This is a genomic window from Micrococcus sp. (assembly GCF_034179925.1).
GTDB lineage: Bacteria > Actinomycetota > Actinomycetes > Actinomycetales > Micrococcaceae > Micrococcus.
Genome location: NZ_JAXFPG010000032.1, coordinates 203,641 through 221,141, shown reverse-complemented (window position 1 = coordinate 221,141; position 17,501 = coordinate 203,641). Strand labels below are relative to the sequence as shown.

The window sequence follows — 17,501 nt, the reverse complement described above, 5'->3', positions numbered from 1 at the left end:
CCGTGATCGGCCTGCTCGTCGGCGGTGTCGTCGGCCTCGTCCTGACCCTCTTCGGCACCCCGCTGTTCATCCGCTTCCTGGTGTGGCGCGGCTACGGCCAGATGGTGCGCGACGACGGCCCGACCACCCACAAGACCAAGCGCGGCACGCCCACCATGGGCGGCTTCGTGTTCATCACGGTCCTCGTGCTCGGGTACCTGATCACCCACGGGGTCCTGACACTGTTGGGCAGCCCCCTGGCCGGGCCCACCGCCTCCGGGTGGCTGCTGCTGCTGCTGACCGTGGGGATGGCCTTCGTGGGCTTCGTGGACGACTTCACGAAGATCACCAAGCAGCAGTCCCTCGGGCTCACCCCGCGGGGCAAGATCATCCTGCAGACGCTGATCGGCACCGCCTTCGCGGTGCTCGCGCTGAACTTCCCGGACGGCCGCGGGCGCACGCCGGCGTCCACGGCGATCTCCTGGGTGCGGGACATCCCGTGGCTCGACCTCGCCTTCGCCGGGCCGGTGCTCGGCGTGGTCCTGTTCGTGGTCTGGTCCAACCTGATCACCACGGCCACCACCAACGCCGTGAACCTCACCGACGGCCTGGACGGGCTGGCCACCGGCGCCACCGCGATGGTCACCGGCGCCTACGTGCTGATGTCCCTGTTCCAGGCCAACCAGGACTGCGCCGGCCCCGCCGTCGAGGGCTGCTACGAGGTCCGCGACCCCATGGACCTGGCCCTGCTGGCCTCCGTGCTCACCGGCGCCCTGCTCGGCTTCCTCTGGTGGAACACCTCCCCGGCGAAGATCTTCATGGGCGACACCGGCTCCCTCGGCCTCGGCGGCGCCCTGGCCGGCTTCGCGATCCTGGGCCGGACGGAGCTGCTCGTGGTGCTTCTGGCCGGGCTCATGGTGGCCATCACCGCCTCGGTGATCATCCAGGTCGGCTACTTCAAGCTCTCCGGCGGCAGGCGCGTGTTCCTCATGGCCCCGCTGCAGCACCACTTTGAGCTCAAGGGCTGGGCGGAGGTGACCGTGGTGGTCCGTTTCTGGCTCATCGCGCTCATGTGCGTGATGGCCGCGCTCGCCCTGTTCTACGGCGAGTGGCTCCTCCAGCACGACGTGTTCGAGGGGGCCGGCGCATGAGCGCGCCGACCCCCGTGACCCGCCCGGTGGCCGACTCCGAGCGCACCCGCGGCCTGCAGTCCTGGGACGACGCCGGCTGGCGCGGCCTGCGCGTGGTCGTCACCGGTCTGGGGGTGAGCGGCTTCTCCGCCGCGGACACCCTGGTCGAGCTCGGGGCCGTCGTCGTGGTGGTCGACGGCCGCGACAGCCCGGAGAACCGCGCCAAGGCGGACACCCTGCGGATCGTCGGCGTCGCCGACGTCCTGCTCTCGGAGGAGGCGGCCACGACCCTGCCGCTGGTCGCCGGCGAGCCCGCCGACCTCGTGGTCACCTCCCCGGGCTGGCGCCCGGACCAGCCGCTGCTCATGGCCGCGCACGCGGCCGGGCTGCCGATCTGGTCGGACGTGGAGCTGGCCTGGCGGCTGCGCGAGCGCGCCGGGCGCACCCCGGCCGAGTGGGTGTGCCTGACCGGCACCAACGGCAAGACCACCACCGTGACCATGGTCGAGGCCATCCTCCGGGCCGACGGGCGCCGCGCGATCGCGTGCGGCAACGTGGGCACCCCCGTGCTGGACGCCATCCGGGACCCTGAGGGCTACGACGTGCTCGCCCTCGAGCTCTCCAGCTTCCAGCTGCACTGGACCCACGGGCTCGCCCCGGCCTCCTCGGCCGTGCTGAACGTCGCTGAGGACCACGTGGACTGGCACGGCTCCATGGAGGAGTACGCCGCCGCGAAGGGCCGGGTCTACGAGAACACCCGTGTGGCGTGCGTGTTCAACGAGCACGACCCGCTCACCCGCGCCCTCGTGGAGCGGGCCGACGTCCAGGAGGGCTGCCGGGCCGTGGGCTTCACCACGGACACCCCGGGGCTCTCGGACGTGGGCGTGGTGGACGGGATCCTCGTGGACCGGGCGTTCGTGGAGAACCGCCGCCACGAGGCCGTGGCCCTGGCCGAGCGCTCCGACCTCGGCCCGGTGGCCCCCCGCCACACCGTGGCCAACGCCGCCGCGGCCGCCGCCCTGACCCGTGCCGTCGGCGTCGCCCCCGAGGCCGTGGCCGCGGGCCTGCGCGCCTACGACCGCGGCGAGCACCGCATCCAGCTCGTGGCGACCTCGCGCGACGTCATGTGGATCAACGACTCCAAGGCCACGAACCCGCACGCCGCGGACGCCTCCCTGGCCGCGTTCACCTCGATCGTGTGGATCGCCGGGGGGCTGCCCAAGGGCGTCACCTACGACGAGCTGGTGGCCGCCCATGCCGGCCGCCTGCGCGCCGTGGTGCTGCTGGGCCGGGACACCGCCCCGCTGCGGGCGGCCCTGGCCGCCCACGCCCCGGACGTGCCCGTGCACGCGCCCCTGACTGACGTCGAGGGCACCGGATCGGAGGACGGGGCCGCCGTTATGGCCGCCGCCGTGCGCCTGGCCGACGAGCTCGCCCGGCCCGGGGACACCGTGCTCATGGCCCCCGCCGCCGCCTCCATGGACCAGTTCCGCTCGTACGCCCAGAGGGGTGAGGCGTTCATCGACGCCGTCGCCGCCCTGATGCGCGAGCATGGCTGGGACGTCGACGCCGACTGACCCGCCCACCACAGCCCCCAGGAGGACCATGCCGGCCACCGCCACCCGCACGTCCGCACCGACCCGCACCCGCGCGTCGGGGCGGGGCCGGCCCCGCACCGCCGGGCCCCTGGCCACCCTGTGGCGCCGGCTCGAGGGCCCCCGCATGCTGGACCTGTCCACGGTGCTGATCGCCGGCAGCACCGCCGTGCTCACCGTGCTCGGACTGACCATGGTGCTGTCCTCCTCCTCCGTGGAGGCCATCGGCACCTCGGCCGGCTCCTACGGGCTGTTCCAGCGCCAGGGGATGTGGGCGCTCGTGGGCATCGCCGTGCTCGTGGGGCTGACCTTCACGCCCCTGCGCTGGCTCAAGGCGTTGGCGTGGCCGGCGCTGGGCCTGGCCGGCCTGCTGCTGGCCCTCGTGGCGTTCACCCCGCTGGGCGTGGAGGTCAACGGCAACCGGAACTGGCTCGACATCGCCGGCTTCCGCGCCCAGCCCTCCGAGGCCGCCAAGCTCGCGCTGGCCCTGTGGTCCGCGGCCGTCCTCGAGCGCAAGGGGCGGCTGATCACCCAGGTGCCGCATGCGCTGCTGCCCGTGCTGCCGGTCGGCGGGCTGCTGATCGCGCTGGTGATGGTCGGCAGTGACCTCGGCACCGTGATCATCCTGGCCTCCATCCTCGGCGTGGTGCTGTTCATCGCCGGCACCAACCGCCGGGTGTTCTGGGCCTTCGCCGCGGTGGTCGGGGTCGGCGGCGCCCTGATGACGCTGCTGGCCGGGCACCGCCTGGTGCGTGTGAGGGCCTGGATGGGGGACTGCTCCGACGCCTCGGACCCCTGCTTCCAGCCCAGCCACGGCATCGACGCCCTCGCCTCCGGCGGGTGGCTGGGCCAGGGCCTGGGCGGGTCCCGCCAGAAGTGGAGCTACATCCCCGAGGCCGAGAACGACTTCATCTTCACGATCCTCGGCGAGGAGATGGGCCTGCTGGGCACCCTGGCCGTGCTCGTGGCCTTCGCGGCGCTGGCCGTGGGCATGTACCGGGTGGCCTCGGGCACCCACTCCACGTTCATCCGGCTGACCACCTGGGGGATTCTCATGTGGCTGGTGGGGCAGGCGTTCGTGAACATCGCGATGGTCACCCGCCTGCTGCCCGTGATCGGCGTGCCGCTGCCGTTCATCTCCTATGGTGGTTCCGCGTTGACGCTGGCACTGGCCGGCGTCGGCGTGGTGCTCTCCTTCGCCCGCCACGAGCGCCGCCGCGCGGCCGAGACCGGACCCGACGCGCCGCCGTCGGACATCGGCGAGGAGGACGCCGACACCGCCCCGCTGCCCCTCGTGCGCGGCACCGGCCCCGTCCCGACCCGACCGGAGGAGTCCCGATGACCACCCCTGACGCGACCGACCGCCCGCTGCGGGTGGTGCTCGCCGGCGGCGGCACCGCCGGCCACATCTCGCCGATGGTGGCGATCGCCCGCGCCCTGCAGTCCGACCCGGCCCGCCCGGCGGTCTGCACCATGGTGGGCACCGCCTCCGGCATGGAGACCCGCCTGGTGCCCGAGGCCGGGTTCGAGCTCGACCTCGTCGAGCGCGTGCCGATGCCGCGCCGGCCCTCCATGGACCTGCTGCGCCTGCCCGGCCGCCTGCGCCGGGCGGTCGCCTCCGGCGCTGAGATCCTGCGCCGCCGCCAGGCGGACGTGCTGGTCGGCGTCGGCGGCTACGTGGCCACCCCGCTCTACCTGGCCGCCGCACGGGCCGGGGTGCCCGTGGTGGTGCACGAGGCCAACGCGAAGCCGGGCCTGGCCAACCGGATCGGTGCCCGGCGTGCCGCCCGTGTGGGCGTGGCCCTGCCCGAGACCCCCCTGCGGGGGGCCCGCTGGGTGGGCATGCCGATGCGCCCGGAGATCTCCGGCCTGGACCGCGCGTCCAAGCGCCGCGCCGCCCGCCTCGCGCTCGGCCTGGACCCGGAACGCACGACCATCGTCGTCACCGGCGGCAGCTCCGGCGCCCTGAACGTGAATCGCGCCGTCCGGGACAGCCTCGAGGACCTGCTCGACGCCGGGCTGCAGGTGTTCCACCTGACCGGGCGCGGCAAGGAGCTGACCGACGACGCCGGCGCCCGCCTCGAGCGCGAGGGGTACCACCAGCGCGAGTACCTCGACGGGATGGAGCACGCCTACGCGGCCGCGGACCTGATCGTGGCCCGCTCCGGGGCCGGCACCGTGTGCGAGGTGGCCGCCGTCGGCCTGCCCGCGGTGTTCGTGCCCCTGCCGGTCGGCAACGGCGAGCAAGCCCTCAACGCCCGGCCCGTCGTGGACGCCGGCGGCGCCCTGCTCGTGCGCGACGACGCGTTCGGCGCGGACTGGGTGCGCCGCGAGCTGATCCCCCTGGCCGACGACCCCGACCGCCTGGCGGCCATGGGGCGGGCGGCCGCGCGTCTCGGGGTGCGGGACGCGGACACCACGATGGCCGAGCTCGTGCGCGAGGCGGCCGCGGAAGGAGCACGGCGATGACCACGACCGGACGCGAGGGCGAGGCCCTGCAGGACCTCGGACGTGTGCACCTGCTCGGGATCGGGGGCGTCGGCGTCTCTGGTGTGGCCCGGATCCTCCAGGACCAGGGGATCGCGATCTCCGGCTCCGACGCCAAGGACCTGCCCGTCATGCGGCAGCTGGCCGAGGGCGGGGCGCGGATCACGGTCGGCTACGACGCAGCCCATGTGGGCGAGGACGTCACCACCGTGATCGCCTCCTCCATCGCCGGGCCCGGCAACCCGGAGCACGACGCCGCCGTGGCCCGCGGCCTGCGGGTCCTGCACCGCTCCGAGGGCCTGGCCCTGGCGATGCGCGGGCACCGGGTGCTCGCCGTGGCCGGCACCCACGGCAAGACGACCACCTCCTCAATGGCCGCCGTCGTGTTCACCGAGGCCGGCTGGGACCCGACCTTCGCCGTCGGCGCCGCCGTGGCCGGGCTCGGCACGAACGCCCGTGCCGGCGGCGGCGAGTGGTTCCTCGCCGAGGCGGACGAGTCCGACGGCACGCTCGTGAACTACCCCACCACCGTGGCCGTGGTGACCACCGTCGAGGCCGACCACCTCGACCACTATGGCACCGAGGAGGCCGTGCATGAGGTGTTCCGCACCTTCACCGCCGGGCTGCCCTCCGTGGCCGACGGCGGCGCCCTGGTGGCCTGCCTGGACGACCCCGGCGCGGCCGCGCTCGCGGCCTGGGCGCGGGAGGGCTCCCGGGCCCGCGTGCTCACCTACGGCACGGGGCCGCGCGACGGCGTCGAGCCGGATCTGCTGGTCTCGGACCTCGTGGTGGATCCGGGGGAGTCCGGGGTGGGCCAGCGCGCCCGCTTCACGCTCGCCGGGGAGGCCCATGAGGTGCGCCTGCAGGTGCCCGGCCGGCACAACGCCCTCAACGGGGCCGCCGTGGTGCTCGCGGCCGTGGCCGCCGGGATGCCGGCCGCCACCGCCGTGGAGGGCCTGGCCCGGTTCCGGGGCACGGCTCGGCGCTTCGAGTACCGCGGCAGCGGCCGCGGGGTGCGGGTGTTCGACGACTACGCCCACCACCCCACCGAGGTGGCCGCCGCGGTCGCCGCCGCGCGCGCTGTGGCGGAGGGGCACCGCGTGCATGTGCTGTTCCAGCCCCACCTGTTCTCCCGGACCCGGGACTTCGCCGCCGAGTTCGCCCAGGCGCTCTCCGGGGCGGACCGGGTGCGGGTGCTGCCGGTGTACGCGGCCCGTGAGGAGCCCATCGCGGGGGTCGACGCCGGCCTGATCACCCGCGCGCTGACCACCGCCGATCCGGCCGACCGGGCCGTCGCGGAGGACCCCGCCGCGGCGGTCGCCGAGCTCGCCGACGGCGCCGCCCCCGGTGACGTCCTGCTGACGATGGGCGCCGGTGACATCACGGCCCTCGGCCCGGACCTCGTGGCCCGCCTCGGCGGGTCTGCCCCGGCGTGAGCGGGCGCCGCTCCGAGGGTCGCCGGGCTGAGGGGCGTCGGCCCCGCCGCGGTGCCCCGGCCGCGGCGGGGCCCGTGGCCGGTGCCGGGTCCACGGTGGTCCGCTTCCCGGGTCGCAGCGCGGCCCAGCGCCGGGCTCGTCGTCTGGCGGTCGGGGCCGGTGCCCTCGCCCTCGCGCTGGCCCTGGGCTGGTTGCTGTTCCTCTCGCCCGTGTTCGCGATCGAACGGATCGCCGTGAGCGGCACCGCCCTCGTGGACCGGGCCGAGGTCGAGCGTCGCCTCGAGCCGCTGCAGGGCACTCCGCTGACCCGGGTGGGCCAGGGCAGGGTCGAGGACCTGCTGGTGGGCGTGGCCGGGCTGGCGTCCGTGGAGTCCACCGCCAAGCCCCCGTCGGAGCTGGAGGTGCGGGTGGGCGAGCACGCCCCGGTGGCCCGCCGCGCCGCCGACGCCGGCGTGGACGTCCTGCTCGAGGACGGCTCGGTGCTGGCGGGGGTGCCGGCCGACCGTGTGGACCGGGCCCTGGGCGGGCGCACGCTTCCGGAGGCTGACCCCGCTCTGCTCTCCGGGCCGCCCGGCTCACGGGCCTCTGCTGCTCTGGTGCTCTCGGGACTGCCGGAAGATCTGCGTGCGCAGGTGCGCTCGGTCCAGGCCCCCTCGGCGGAGGTGGTCCGCCTGACCCTGGTGGAGGGCCCCGTGGTGGTCTGGGGCGACGCCCGGGAGCGCGAGCGCAAGGCCGCGGTGGTGGAGGCGTTCCTCACGGACACCGGTCCGCGCGGGCCGCTGGCCGGCGTCACCGAGCTGGACGTCTCGGTGCCGGAGCGGCCTCTCACCCGCTGAGCCGTCCGGGCCCCGCCGGGGCGCCCCACCATTCGAGCTCTACTCGAACCTGAAGGTTCCGGAGGGGTCCGGGCCGTGCCCATGGGCCTCCCGTACGGCGACGGCCCCATGCTCAAGTTTCACGTCAAGGTCGAGGGATCTGCGACGCCAGGCGCAACACCGTGCGGATTTCTTTGCACTGGGCGAGTCCGGCCCAGTACGGTGGGGGTCGAACACGCGCGCACGCGTCCTTCGACCTCGCCATGAACCCGGTGGGGCGGACGGTCCGGTGCGCCTCACCCACATCTTCTACGCAGAGGGAATGGACACCGTGGCTGCAGCCCAGAACTACCTGGCCGTCATCAAGGTCGTCGGCATCGGCGGCGGCGGCGTCAACGCCGTCAATCGCATGATCGAGGTGGGGCTCCGCGGTGTGGAGTTCATCGCGATCAACACCGACGCTCAGGCGCTTCTCATGTCGGACGCCGACGTGAAGCTGGACGTGGGCCGTGAGCTCACCCGCGGTCTGGGGGCTGGCGCCAACCCCGAGGTCGGCCGTCAGGCCGCCGAGGACCACACCGAGGAGATCGAGGACGTCCTGCGCGGGGCGGACATGGTCTTCGTCACCGCCGGCGAGGGCGGCGGCACCGGCACCGGCGGCGCACCCGTCGTCGCGCGCATCGCCCGCTCCCTGGGCGCCCTGACCATCGGCGTCGTCACCCGCCCGTTCACCTTCGAGGGCCGCCGCCGCGCCGGGTCCGCCGAGGCCGGCATCGACGCGCTGCGCGACGAGGTCGACACCCTGATCGTCATCCCGAACGACCGCCTGCTGTCCATCTCGGACCGCAACGTCTCCGTGATGGACGCCTTCCGCCAGGCCGACCAGGTGCTGCTCTCCGGTGTGCAGGGCATCACCGACCTCATCACCACCCCGGGTCTGATCAACCTCGACTTCGCGGACGTGAAGTCCGTGATGCAGGGGGCAGGATCCGCCCTCATGGGCATCGGCCACGCCCAGGGCGAGGACCGTGCGGTCAAGGCCGCCGAGCTGGCCATCGCCTCCCCGCTGCTGGAGGCCTCCATCGACGGCGCCCACGGCGTGCTGCTGTCCATCCAGGGCGGCTCCGACCTCGGCCTGTTCGAGATCAACGAAGCCGCCCGCCTGGTCCAGGAGGTCGCCCACCCCGAGGCCAACATCATCTTCGGCGCGGTCATCGACGACGCCCTCGGCGATGAGGTGCGCGTCACCGTCATCGCCGCCGGCTTCGACAAGGTGGACGCCACCTCCGCTCCGGCCACCCCGCAGCCGGTGCAGCAGGCCGCCCCGCAGCAGTCGGCTCCGCAGCCGCCCGCCCCCCAGCAGGCCGCGCCGCAGCGCACCTCGGTGCCGGGCACCGTGCCGATCGCCCCCCAGCACGCCCAGCAGCAGGCGGCCCCCCAGCAGGCCCGCCCCCAGAAGGACCTGCCGCCGGTGGTGGAGCCGGACCTCGGCGCCGGCTCGAACGACCTCGACGTGCCGGACTTCCTCAAGTGACCGTCGCGGGAGGGCCGGTGGGGACCGTTCCGGCCCCCTCCGGCCCTTTCGTGCATCGTGAGGACCTGCCCACCGGCCGGCACGGCCGCCGGACCCATGTGGCGTGGTCATCCGTCGACGCCGGCAACCTCGGCTTCCACGTGCTCGCCCCCGAGGACCGGGTCGGCCGGGCCGGCGTCGCGGCCTCCCGCCACCGGCTGGAGGACGCCATGGGCGTGCCCCACGGCTCCACCCTGTACCTGGAGCAGGTCCACGGGGTCGACGTCGTCACGGCCGCCCCGGGTGCTCTGCGCGAGGACGCCGCCCCGCCCGTGGCGGACGCCGCCGTCAGCCCCGACGGCTCCCGCCCGCTGGCGGTAATGGTGGCCGACTGCCTGCCCGTCGTGCTCGTGGACGACCGCACCGGTGCCATCGCCATGGCCCACGCCGGCCGCCGCGGACTGCTCGACGGTGTCCTCGAGGCCACCGTGGACGCGCTGGCCGCCCTGCGGCCGACCGGGCAGAGCCAGGCGTTCGGCATGAAGGCGTGGATCGGCCCGGCCGTCTGCGGCCGCTGCTACGAGGTGCCCGCCGGGATGCGGGACGAGGCCGTCGCTCGAATCCCCGAGACCGCTTCCAGCACCTCCTGGGGTACCCCGGCCCTTGACCTGCCGGCGGGCGCCCAGGCCGTGCTGCGCGCCCGAGGCGTGGCCGTCGAGCGGATCCGGGCCTGCACGCTGGAGGACCCGCGCGTGTTCTCCCACCGCCGCGAGCCCGGGCGCGGCCGCTTCGCCGGGCTCGTGTGGACGAGCCCGAACGAGACCGCAGAGGCAGGAGCCCGATGACCGACACCCCGCACACGAGCCCCGCCTCCGCCCCGGCGGAGGACCCGCGCACCGCCGAGCTGCGCGAGCGCCTCGAGGGGGTGCGCCGACGCATCCGCGAGGCCACGGCCGCTGCAGGCCGCACGGACGAGCCGGAGCTCGTCGTCGTGACCAAGACCCACCCCGCCGAGGACGTGCTGCGCCTGGCCGGGCTCGGCGTCGCGGACGTGGGGGAGAACCGGGACCAGGAGGCCCGCCCCAAGGCCGCCGCGGTGGCCGAGGCGCTCGGAGCCTCCGGGCCCCGCTGGCACTTCGTGGGCCAGCTCCAGACGAACAAGGCCAAGCACGTGGTCCGCTACGCCGCCGCCGTGCACTCGGTGGACCGCGCCGAGCTCGTGGACGCCCTCTCCCGGGCCGTCACGGTGCGGCGCGAGCGCACCCCCGAGACCGCCCTGCCGGACCTGGACTGCCTCGTGCAGGTGGACGTGGACGACCGGCCCGACGAGCTGCGCCCCGAGGGCATCGGCCCCCGCGGCGGCGCCGCCCCCACGGACGTCGAGACCCTCGCCGACCGCATCGTGCAGGCCCCCGGCCTGCGGCTGCGCGGACTGATGTGCGTGGCCCCGCGCGGCGTGGACCCCGAGCAGGCGTTCGGGCGTCTGGCCGAGCTGTCCGCACGGCTGCGTCGGGCCCATCCGGGGGCCGGGGCGCTGTCGATGGGCATGAGCGCGGACCTCGAGGCAGCCGTGCGTGCCGGGGCGACACACGTGCGGATCGGATCGGACATCCTGGGGGCCCGCGGCGCCGCCGTGGGATAACGTGGTCCGGGCGCCCCGTCCGGGGCGACCGACCGACCGGAGCGCGGCGGCGCATCGCGCCGACGCAGGACATGGCGAAGGATGGGACATGGCTGGCGGCCTGAAGAAGACGATGATCTACCTCGGCCTCGCCGACGGCGACGAGTACGAGGAACAGGTGCGCCCGGCCCCTCGTGCAGACGACCGCAGGGAGGTCGTCGCCGCGCGTCGTGCCTCGGACCTCGAGGACGAGCACATGACCGAGCCGAGCCACGTCGCCGACGTCGCCCCGGTCCCCTCCACGGGAGCCGGCTCCAGCGTCGCCCCCGAGCCGGAGCCGGCCCCGCGCCGCCCCGTCCTCGCGGAGCCCGATGAGCCGGGCTACCGTGCCCCCGTCACCCCCATCAAGCGAGCCGCCGCGTCGTCGGCCGAAGGAGCAGCCGTGCGCACCCTCTCCACCGTCCACCCCCGCTCCTACAATGACGCGAAGTCGATCGGCGAGGCCTTCCGCTCCGGCATGCCCGTGATCATGAACGTCACCGAGCTCGGCGAGAACGAGGCCAAGCGCCTCGTGGACTTCGCCGCCGGCCTGGTCTTCGGTCTGCACGGGTCCATCTCCCGCATCACCTCCAAGGTGTTCCTGCTGACTCCCTCCAACGTGGAGGTCGTGGGCGAGGACGGCGCGGGCTCCGAGGCCGGCTCCCTCTACGACGGCGACTGATCCGCCGTGGACCTGCTCCTCGCGCTGCTGTACATCGCCCTGACCGTCGTCATGGCGGTGCTGATCGTGCGCATCGTGGTGGACGTCGTGCGCTCGTTCGTGCCCGGGTGGCGCCCGCGGGGCGCGGCGCTGGTGGTGGCCACCGGCGTCTACCGGCTCACGGACCCGCCCCTGAACGCCGTGGGGCGCTTCGTCCCGCCGCTGCGGCTGGGTGCGGTCGCCCTGGACGTGCGCTTCCTCGTCGTCTTCTTCGTCGTGGTGCTGCTGCGCGTCCTGGTGGTCACCCTGGGCTCCCAGCCGCTCGCCTGACGCGGCCCCGCTCCTGCGCGGTGGGCGGTGGTATCGTCCTGGACGACACGCCGCCGGGGCTCGGCGGACGCGCCCGGAGCGCGCCCGGCGGGTCGACCGACGAAGCGAGAAGGGTGGACGTCCATGGCACTGACCTGGGAGGACGTGGTCAACAAGGATTTCCAGATCACCAAGTTCCGTGAGGGCTACGAGCGGACCGAGGTGGAGGACTTCCTGGATGACGTGGTCGAGGAGCTCAAGCGCCTCACCGACGAGAACGAGCGCCTGCGCGCCGAGCTCGAGCAGTGCCGTGCCAACGCCGACACGCAGGCCACGGGCACCGGCCCCGCCACCACCGCCCTGCCCGTGCAGGCAGAGCCGGCCCCGGCTGCCGCCCAGGCCCCCGCTACGCCGGTCGCCGCCGAGCCGGCCCCGGCGTCTGCGCCGGATCCGGTGGAGACGGCATCCACCTCCGCGGCCGGCGTCCTCGCCATGGCCCAGCGTCTGCACGACGAGTACGTGGCCGAGGGCGAGAAGCGCCGCGACCAGATCGTCGCCGAGGCCGAGACCACCGCTGCCACCGTGGTGCGTGAGGCCGAGGAGACGCGCACCCGAACCCTCACCGAGCTGGAGGCCTCACGCAGCACCCTCGAGACCGAGGTCGAGCGGCTGCGCGCCTTCGAGACTGACTACCGCGCCCGCCTGACCTCCTACATCGAGGGCCAGCTGCGTGAGATCAGCTCCCAGCCGCGCGTGGAGCCGGCCCAGGGCACGGTGTGAGCCGTCCGCAGCGCGCCGCCGGCGTCCGGGGCCTGCAGGCCGCGGCGCTCGGCATCGCCGTGCTCGCCTACGGTGCCGATCAGCTCACCAAGGCGCTCGTCGAGCGCACCATGCAGCTGGGTCAGACCATCCCCGTGATCCCGGGGCTGCTGAACTGGCACTACCTGCTCAACCCTGGGGCGGCATTCTCCATCGGCACGGGCGCCACGTGGGTGTTCACGCTCATCCAAGCGGCGGTGGCCGCCGTCGTGGTGGTGCTGCTGGTGACCCGGGTGCGCTCACTGCCGTGGGCGCTGTGCCTGGGTGCCCTGCTCGGTGGTGTGCTGGGCAACCTCACCGACCGCCTGTTCCGGCCCCCGGCCTTCGGCCGCGGCCATGTGGTGGACATGATCTCGGTGCCGCACTTCGCGGTGTTCAACGTGGCGGACTCGTTCATCGTGTGCGCCATGGCCGTCGTGTGCGTGCTCGTGCTGACCGGCCGTCGCCTCGACGGCACCCGGGAGGGCTGAGCGCATGGGGCTGCGACCGGGCGTCGTCGAACACCTCGAGGTGACGCCGGACCAGGCGGGCCGCCGCGCGGACGCCGTGCTGGCCGACGCGTTCGGGGTGTCCCGTGCGTCCCTGGCGGACCTGTTCGCCCGCGGGCTCGTGCGCGCCGAGAGCCGCACCGGCCGACGCGACCGCGTGCTGGTGAAGTCCGCGAAGGCGGTGGCGGGGGAGACCCTGGCCGTGGACATGCCCGCGGACCCCGACCCGATGGAAGTGAGGGCAGAGACCGTGGAGGACCTGACCGTCCTGTACGAGGACGAGGAGCTGCTGGCGGTGGACAAGCCCACCGGGGTGGCCGCGCACCCCTCCCCGGGATGGTTCGGCCCCACAGTGGTCGGCGGGCTCGCCGCACTCGGCTACGGCATCTCCACCTCGGGTGCGGCCGAGCGGCAGGGGATCGTGCACCGGCTCGACGTCGGCACCACCGGGATCATGGTGGTCGCCAAGACGGAGCGGGCCTACACGGCCCTGAAGGACCAGTTCCGCCAGCGCGTGCCGGAGAAGGTCTACCACGCGGTGGTGCAGGGCATCCCGGACCCGCTGCAGGGCACCGTGGACGCGCCCATCGGCCGGCACCCCGGCCACCAGTGGCGCTTCGCGGTGGTCGACGACGGCCGCCCCTCCGTGACGCACTACGAGACCCTCGAGGTGTTCGGCAGGGCCACGCTGCTGGAGATCCATCTGGAGACCGGCCGCACCCACCAGATCCGCGTGCACATGTCCGCGCTGCGCCACCCCTGCGCCGGGGACCTCACCTACGGCGCCGACCCGCGCCTGGCCGCCGAGCTGGGCCTGACCCGGCAGTGGCTGCACGCCCACCGCCTGGTGCTGCCGCACCCGGTGACGGGGGAGCGGCTCGAGCTGGTCTCGCCGTATCCGGGGGACCTCGCCCACGCCCTGGCCGTCCTGCGCGGGCAGGAGACCGGGGAGTAGGCTGGGGCGGCCCCGCATCCCGTCCCGAGCCTGGAGGTTCGCCCCGCATGACCGTGACCGACGACGCCCGCGCCGAGGCCCTCAAGGACGGCGGGTTCGTCCACCTGCACACGCACACCGAGTACTCGATGCTCGACGGCGCCGCGAAGCTGGACGACCTGTTCGCGGAGGCCCACCGGCTCGGCATGGACTCGCTGGCGATCACGGACCACGGGTACCTGTTCGGCGCGTTCGACTTCTGGAACAAGGCCACGAAGGCGGGCATCAAGCCGATCATCGGGCTGGAGGCCTACCTGACGCCGGGCCACCAGCACCGCTCGGACAAGGAGAAGATCCGCTGGGGTGAGCCGCACCAGCGCGGGGACGACGTCTCCGGCGGCGGCGCCTACACGCACATGACCCTGCTCTCCGAGACCACTCAGGGCATGCACAACCTGTTCAAGATGGGGTCGATCGCCTCCCTGGACTCGGTGTACGCGAAGTGGCCGCGTGTGGACCGGGAGCTGCTGAACACCTACGCGGGGGGCCTGATCGCGACGACGGGCTGCCCCTCCGGCGAGGTGCAGACGCGTCTGCGCCTGGGCCAGTACAAGGAGGCCGTGGAGGCGGCCGCTGAGTTCCGGGACATCTTCGGCCGGGACAACTTCTTCTGCGAGATCATGCAGCACGGCCTGGACATCGAGAAGCGGGTGATCGAGGATCTGCGCCGCCTGGCCAAGGACCTCGGCCTGCCGCTGGTGGCCACGAACGACCTGCACTACACGCACGAGCACGACGCCAAGGCCCATGAGGCGCTGCTGGCCATCCAGTCCGGTTCCAAGCTCAACGAGCCCACCTACGATCAGGGCGGTTCGCGCTTCGCGTTCACGGGCACGGAGTACTACCTGAAGTCCCCGCGGCAGATGCGTCAGCTGTTCGCGGAGATTCCGGAGGCCTGCGATTCGACTCTGCTGATCGCTGAGCGGTGCGAGGTGGAGTTCGACACGGACGCCAACTACATGCCGCTGTTCCCCACGCCCGAGGGTGAGGACGAGACCAGCTGGCTGATCAAGGAGGTCGCCGCCGGGTTGGCCTACCGCTTCCCGGAGGGTGTGCCGGACCATGTGCGCAAGCAGGCGGACTACGAGCTCGAGGTCATCATCAAGATGGGCTTCCCGGGGTACTTCCTCGTGGTGGCCGACTTCATCAACTGGGCCAAGGACAACGGGATCCGGGTGGGGCCCGGGCGTGGTTCCGGTGCCGGCTCGATGGTGGCGTACGCGCTGCGCATCACGGACCTGGATCCGCTGCGCCACGGGCTGATCTTCGAGCGCTTCCTCAACCCGGACCGTGTGTCCATGCCGGACTTCGACGTCGACTTCGATGATCGCCGCCGCTCCGAGGTGATCGACTACGTCACCCGCAAGTACGGGGACGAGCGCGTCACGATGATCGTCACCTACGGCACCATCAAGACGAAGCAGGCCCTGAAGGACTCGGCCCGTGTGATGGACCAGCCGTTCTCCATGGGTGAGGCCCTCACGAAGGCGCTGCCGCCGGCGGTGATGGCCAAGGACATCCCCCTGAAGGACATCGAGGATCCGGAGGCCAAGCGCTACGCCGAGGCCGGGGACTTCCGCCAGCTGATCGCCACGGACCCGGTGGCCCGGGAGGTCTTCGAGACCGCCAAGGGCATCGAGGGGCTCAAGCGCCAGTGGGGTGTGCACGCGGCCGGCGTCATCATGTCCTCGCATCCGGTGATCGACGTCATCCCGATCATGCGGCGCCTGCAGGACGGGCAGGTCATCACGCAGTTCGACTACCCCACTGCGGAGGGGCTCGGGCTGATCAAGATGGACTTCTTGGGCCTGCGGAACCTGACGATCATCTCGGACGCCATCGAGAACGTGAAGGCCAACCGCGGGGTGGACCTCGATCTCGAGACCCTCGACGTGGACGACCCGGCCTCCTACGAGCTGCTCGCCCGCGGCGACACCCTGGGCGTGTTCCAGCTCGACGGCGGCCCCATGCGCTCGCTGCTGAAGATGATGCGCCCGGACAACTTCGAGGACATCTCGGCGACCATCGCCCTGTACCGTCCGGGCCCCATGGGTGCGAACTCGCACACGAACTACGCGCTGCGCAAGAACGGGCAGCAGGAGATCACCCCGATCCACCCGGAGCTGGCCGAGCCGCTCAAGGACATCCTGGACACCACCTACGGCCTGATCGTGTACCAGGAGCAGGTGATGGCGATCGCCCAGAAGGTGGCCGGGTACTCGCTCGGCCAGGCGGACATCCTGCGCCGCGCGATGGGCAAGAAGAAGAAGTCCGAGCTGGACAAGCAGTACGAGGCGTTCCACCAGGGCATGCTGGACCGCGGATTCTCGGAGGGCGCGGTCAAGGCGCTCTGGGACATCCTGCTGCCGTTCTCGGACTACGCGTTCAACAAGGCGCACTCGGCCGCCTACGGTCTGGTGTCCTACTGGACGGCGTACCTGAAGGCGCACTTCCCCGCGGAGTACATGGCGGCGCTGCTCACCTCGGTGGGCGACGACAAGGACAAGCTGGCCATGTACCTGAACGAGTGCCGCCACATGGGCATCACGGTGCTGCCCCCGGACGTCAACGAGTCCCACCTGACCTTCACCCCGGTGGGCCAGGACATCCGCTTCGGCATGGGCGCGGTGCGCAATGTGGGCGCGAACGTCGTCAAGGGCATGGTGCAGGCGCGCGAGGACAAGGGCGCCTACACCGGGTTCGGCGACTTCCTGGCCAAGGTGCCGCTGGTGGTGTGCAACAAGCGCACCGTGGAGTCCATGATCAAGGCCGGGGCCTTCGACTCGCTCGGCTATACCCGCCGGGCGCTGCTGGCGGTGCACGAGGAGGCCGTGGACGCCACCGTGCAGCAGAAGCGCAAGGAGGACCACGGCGAGTTCACCTTCGACCTGTTCGCCCTGGGCGGCTCCACACAGGAGGACGCCCCGGCGGCCGGTGACGGCGTCGCCGTCCCGGAGCTGGACGAGTGGCCCAAGAAGGAGAAGCTGGCCTTCGAGCGCGAGATGCTGGGCCTGTACGTCTCCGACCACCCCCTGCAGGGGCTGGAGGGTGTGCTGGGCCAGTTCGCGGACACGCAGATCTCCCGGATCCTCGACGACGACGGCCCCGGCGACGGCGCGATCGTCACCATCGCCGGGCTCATCACCTCCCTGGAGCGGCGCATCGCCAAGTCCTCCGGCAACGCCTACGCGCGCTGCGAGGTCGAGGACCTCGGCGCGTCGATGGATGTGATGTTCTTCGGGCAGGTCTACGCACCGATCGCGATGATGCTCGCCGAGGACCTCGTGGTGGCCGTCAAGGGGCGCGTGCAGCGCCGCGACGACGGCTCGGTGGTGCTCTCGGCGATGGAGCTGACCATCCCGGAGCTCAGCGAGGCCGGCGGCGGTCCCCTGCGGATCACCATGCCCGCGTTCAAGGCCACTGAGCGGGTCATCGCCCAGCTCGCCGACGTGCTGCGCACCCATGAGGGCGGCACGGAGGTGCGCCTGAGCCTCACCGGCCAGACCGGGGTGCAGGAGTTCCAGCTCGGCCCCGGCTTCCGGGTCAACCCCACGCCCGCCCTCTTCGGGGACCTGAAGATCCTGCTCGGCCCGGCCTGTCTCGGCTGAGGCCGGT

Annotated in this window: 15 protein-coding genes; all 15 read left to right on the top strand. The window is 73.0% G+C overall.

The features are described from left to right. Positions 1-2: 2 nt before the first annotated feature. The 15 genes from mraY to dnaE all read left to right on the top strand — a co-directional run bounded on the left by mraY (position 3) and on the right by dnaE (position 17,494). Entirely contained in the window at positions 3-1,130 is a 1,128-nt protein-coding gene (gene mraY / locus SPI96_RS06730; RefSeq protein ID WP_321081592.1) for a phospho-N-acetylmuramoyl-pentapeptide-transferase, read from the top strand. Continuing rightward, positions 1,127-2,686, top strand: a complete 1,560-nt coding sequence (gene murD / locus SPI96_RS06725; RefSeq protein WP_321081591.1) for a UDP-N-acetylmuramoyl-L-alanine--D-glutamate ligase — start codon at positions 1,127-1,129, stop codon at positions 2,684-2,686. The genes mraY and murD overlap by 4 nt, the downstream gene beginning before the upstream one ends. Positions 2,687-2,714: 28 nt before the next feature. Then, positions 2,715-4,046, top strand: coding sequence for a putative peptidoglycan glycosyltransferase FtsW (locus SPI96_RS06720; protein WP_321081590.1), 1,332 nt, complete (start codon positions 2,715-2,717; stop codon positions 4,044-4,046). Next, positions 4,043-5,173, top strand: coding sequence for an undecaprenyldiphospho-muramoylpentapeptide beta-N-acetylglucosaminyltransferase (gene murG, locus SPI96_RS06715; RefSeq protein ID WP_321081589.1), 1,131 nt, complete (start codon positions 4,043-4,045; stop codon positions 5,171-5,173). Before SPI96_RS06720 ends, murG begins: the two co-directional genes overlap by 4 nt. Next, entirely contained in the window at positions 5,170-6,627 is a 1,458-nt protein-coding gene (gene murC, locus SPI96_RS06710) for a UDP-N-acetylmuramate--L-alanine ligase (RefSeq protein WP_321081588.1), read from the top strand. The genes murG and murC overlap by 4 nt, the downstream gene beginning before the upstream one ends. Beyond that, positions 6,624-7,463, top strand: a complete 840-nt coding sequence (locus tag SPI96_RS06705; protein ID WP_321081587.1) for a cell division protein FtsQ/DivIB — start codon at positions 6,624-6,626, stop codon at positions 7,461-7,463. Before murC ends, SPI96_RS06705 begins: the two co-directional genes overlap by 4 nt. A 310-nt stretch (positions 7,464-7,773) precedes the next feature. Beyond that, positions 7,774-8,976 (top strand): cell division protein FtsZ, encoded by a 1,203-nt coding sequence (ftsZ, locus tag SPI96_RS06700; protein ID WP_321081632.1) that lies wholly within the window; start codon positions 7,774-7,776, stop codon positions 8,974-8,976. Then, the gene (locus tag SPI96_RS06695) at positions 8,973-9,800 is read left to right on the top strand and encodes a polyphenol oxidase family protein (RefSeq protein WP_321081586.1); all 828 of its coding nucleotides are present in this window, start codon (positions 8,973-8,975) and stop codon (positions 9,798-9,800) included. Before ftsZ ends, SPI96_RS06695 begins: the two co-directional genes overlap by 4 nt. Then, positions 9,797-10,597, top strand: a complete 801-nt coding sequence (locus SPI96_RS06690; RefSeq protein WP_321081585.1) for a YggS family pyridoxal phosphate-dependent enzyme — start codon at positions 9,797-9,799, stop codon at positions 10,595-10,597. The genes SPI96_RS06695 and SPI96_RS06690 overlap by 4 nt, the downstream gene beginning before the upstream one ends. An 88-nt stretch (positions 10,598-10,685) precedes the next feature. After that, positions 10,686-11,297, top strand: coding sequence for a cell division protein SepF (locus tag SPI96_RS06685; protein ID WP_321081584.1), 612 nt, complete (start codon positions 10,686-10,688; stop codon positions 11,295-11,297). Between the two features lie 6 nt (positions 11,298-11,303). Further along, entirely contained in the window at positions 11,304-11,606 is a 303-nt protein-coding gene (locus tag SPI96_RS06680; protein WP_321081583.1) for a YggT family protein, read from the top strand. Between the two features lie 123 nt (positions 11,607-11,729). Then, positions 11,730-12,365 (top strand): DivIVA domain-containing protein, encoded by a 636-nt coding sequence (locus tag SPI96_RS06675; protein ID WP_321081582.1) that lies wholly within the window; start codon positions 11,730-11,732, stop codon positions 12,363-12,365. Continuing rightward, positions 12,362-12,874 (top strand): signal peptidase II, encoded by a 513-nt coding sequence (lspA, locus tag SPI96_RS06670; protein ID WP_321081581.1) that lies wholly within the window; start codon positions 12,362-12,364, stop codon positions 12,872-12,874. The genes SPI96_RS06675 and lspA overlap by 4 nt, the downstream gene beginning before the upstream one ends. A gap of 4 nt (positions 12,875-12,878) precedes the next feature. Continuing rightward, the gene (locus SPI96_RS06665) at positions 12,879-13,847 is read left to right on the top strand and encodes an RluA family pseudouridine synthase (protein ID WP_321081580.1); all 969 of its coding nucleotides are present in this window, start codon (positions 12,879-12,881) and stop codon (positions 13,845-13,847) included. Between the two features lie 47 nt (positions 13,848-13,894). Next, entirely contained in the window at positions 13,895-17,494 is a 3,600-nt protein-coding gene (gene dnaE, locus SPI96_RS06660; RefSeq protein ID WP_321081579.1) for a DNA polymerase III subunit alpha, read from the top strand. Positions 17,495-17,501: the final 7 nt, after the last annotated feature.